The sequence below is a fragment of the Mesorhizobium maamorense genome, assembly GCF_044998965.1.
Taxonomy (GTDB): Bacteria; Pseudomonadota; Alphaproteobacteria; order Rhizobiales; family Rhizobiaceae; genus Mesorhizobium.
Window position 1 is genome coordinate 4,822,501 of record NZ_CP173356.1, and the last position, 2,500, is coordinate 4,825,000.

Genomic DNA, 2,500 nt, shown 5'->3' on the forward strand with positions numbered 1-2,500 from the left:
CCTCCAGCCGAGAAAAAACCGCCTCGGCCGGGATTCCTTTAGCTGGATCCTGCTGGAGCTCGGCCAGGCGCCCCGGAATTTCCACGCGCAGCCATCTTTCCCGCTCCGCCTCGAAATCCTCGAGCATGCGCAGGCCGGCGCGGACAACCTCGCTGGCATTGTTGTAGCGACCTGATTCGAGCTGTTTCCTGATGAAGCGCTCATAGTGGTCGTTCAGAGCGTAGTTGGGCATGACAACCTCCCGGAAAGAGACATGGGATCACGGCACGGATTTAGCAATAGATGTCAGATATTAGCAATTTCGACCGAGGTCGACCAACCTGCATTTTGGTCCGATTGTCTCGCAGACAGGTTCGGATCGCTTGATTCGGCATAACCGAGATATCGCCTCAGTCGGGCCGTCGCGATCGGGGATCGCGCCTGCAGCCGATAGGTGGGATCTGCTCCTCGCGATCCCTCCGGGACAGCTGGCGCTGAAGCCGGCTGAGATGAAATCCTGCCGGCTGAATCCATTTTGCATTTTCGTGGCTGGCCTCGGCTCTGGGAAGCCCAATTTTCCGCCGCGCGAGCTGAGAGCTCGTCTTGGCCCCGAGGCATGGAACGACCGAGGCTTGGCCCTGAACGTTTGGCTTGGCTTGGCTTGGCTTGGCTTGGCTTGGCTTGGCTTGGCTTGGATTTCTTTTTGACCTTGGGCGTCGGCTTTGGGTGTTTGCGGGCCCGTGATGAGGGTTCAAATCAGCCGGGCACGATCAGCCGGATACAAGAACAGCCCGGGGTGAGAGCCGGGCTGTTTTGATTTGGTTGCGGGGACAGGATTTGAACCTGTGACCTTCAGGTTATGAGCCTGACGAGCTACCGGGCTGCTCCACCCCGCGCCACCTATGAGCAAGCGTGAGCTTGCTTCGACCTCTGGAAGCAGGTGTTTTCTGCTTCGATCTCTGGAAGCAGGTGTTTTCTGCTTCGATCTCTGGAAGCAGGTGTTTCTGCTTCGATGTTTGGAAGCGGGCGATTGCCTGCTTCGCGCCGCCAAATTGAAAGGGCCGCTTACGCGGCCCGTTGTCCCGTTGGCGGGCCTGTTCGTGAAGAGAAGATTTCACATCCATCCGATGGATGTGAGCTTAACGTGCGTTTGGCAGACCTGGCAGCGACCTACTCTCCCGCGTCTTGAGACGAAGTACCATCAGCGCTGGAGCGTTTCACGGCCGAGTTCGGAATGGGATCGGGTGCAGCCGCTCCGCCATAACCACCAGGTCGGCAAAACGCACGTTATTCGAGAAGCTGGGTTAGGGATTGGGCAGAAGGCAATAGTGAATAGGGGATGCCTATTCGCTATTGGCTCGTTGCTCTTCACCTGCCTTTTTGTGCCTTTGCGACATCCACAGTTTGCTTTCGGGCGAAGCCCGCAAGCGCGACTGCGCGTCGCCGGTCGTCCGGCGCCCTCGCGGAGCATAGGCCCGTAAGGGCCGCTCATGCGTGAGCGCTGGCCAGACCATCGTGTTTCACGATGGGCATAAGGAATGAGAACGATCAAGCCGATCGAACTATTAGTACCGGTAAGCTTCAAGCGTTGCCGCTCTTCCACACCCGGCCTATCAACGTGGTCGTCTTCCACGGTTCTCAGGGAATACTCGTTTTAAGGTGGGTTTCCCGCTTAGATGCCTTCAGCGGTTATCCCGTCCGGATATAGCTACCCTGCTATGCGGCTGGCGCCACAACAGGTCCACCAGAGATCCGTCCATCCCGGTCCTCTCGTACTAGGGACAGATCCTTTCAATATTCCTACACCCACGGCAGATAGGGACCGAACTGTCTCACGACGTTCTGAACCCAACTCACGTACCGCTTTAAATGGCGAACAGCCATACCCTTGGGACCTGCTCCAGCCCCAGGATGCGATGAGTCGACATCGAGGTGCCAAACAACCCCGTCGATATGGACTCTTGGGGGTCATCAGCCTGTTATCCCCGGCGTACCTTTTATCCGTTGAGCGATGGCCCTTCCACGCGGGACCACCGGATCACTATGACCGACTTTCGTCTCTGCTCGACTTGTCAGTCTCGCAGTCAGGCAGGCTTATGCCATTGCACTCAGCGAACGATTTCCGACCGTTCTGAGCCCACCATCGCGCGCCTCCGTTACTCTTTAGGAGGCGACCGCCCCAGTCAAACTACCCACCATACATTGTCCCGGACCCGGATAACGGGCCGCGGTTAGACATCCATAGTGATAAGGGTGGTATTTCAAGGGTGGCTCCACCTGAGCTGGCGCCCAGGCTTCAAAGCCTACCACCTATCCTACACATGCCACTACGAATGCCAATGTAAAGCTATAGTAAAGGTGCACGGGGTCTTTCCGTCTAACCGCAGGAACCCCGCATCTTCACGGGGAATTCAATTTCACTGAGTCTATGCTGGAGACAGCGGGGAAGTCGTTACGCCATTCGTGCAGGTCGGAACTTACCCGACAAGGAATTTCGCTACCTTAGGACCGTTATAGTTAC

1 protein-coding gene, 1 tRNA gene and 2 rRNA genes (2 of these 4 running past the window's edge) are annotated in these 2,500 nt (G+C 57.0%); all 4 read right to left on the reverse strand.

Annotation, left to right across the window (positions count from 1 at the left end):
• Positions 1 to 232: the 5' portion of a type II toxin-antitoxin system ParD family antitoxin gene (locus ACIU1A_RS24105; protein ID WP_140664881.1), read on the reverse strand. 35 nt of this gene lie to the left of the window's left edge; only the first 232 of its 267 coding nucleotides appear in the window; the start codon lies at positions 230 to 232; its stop codon lies beyond the left edge, outside the window.
• 566 nt (positions 233 to 798) lie between these two features.
• Positions 799 to 875: transfer RNA gene (locus tag ACIU1A_RS24110), tRNA-Met, on the reverse strand.
• A 261-nt stretch (positions 876 to 1,136) separates the two neighbouring features.
• Positions 1,137 to 1,251, reverse strand: a 5S ribosomal RNA gene (gene rrf, locus ACIU1A_RS24115).
• A 272-nt stretch (positions 1,252 to 1,523) separates the two neighbouring features.
• A 23S ribosomal RNA gene (locus ACIU1A_RS24120) occupies positions 1,524 to 2,500 on the reverse strand; it runs 1,834 nt beyond the window's last position.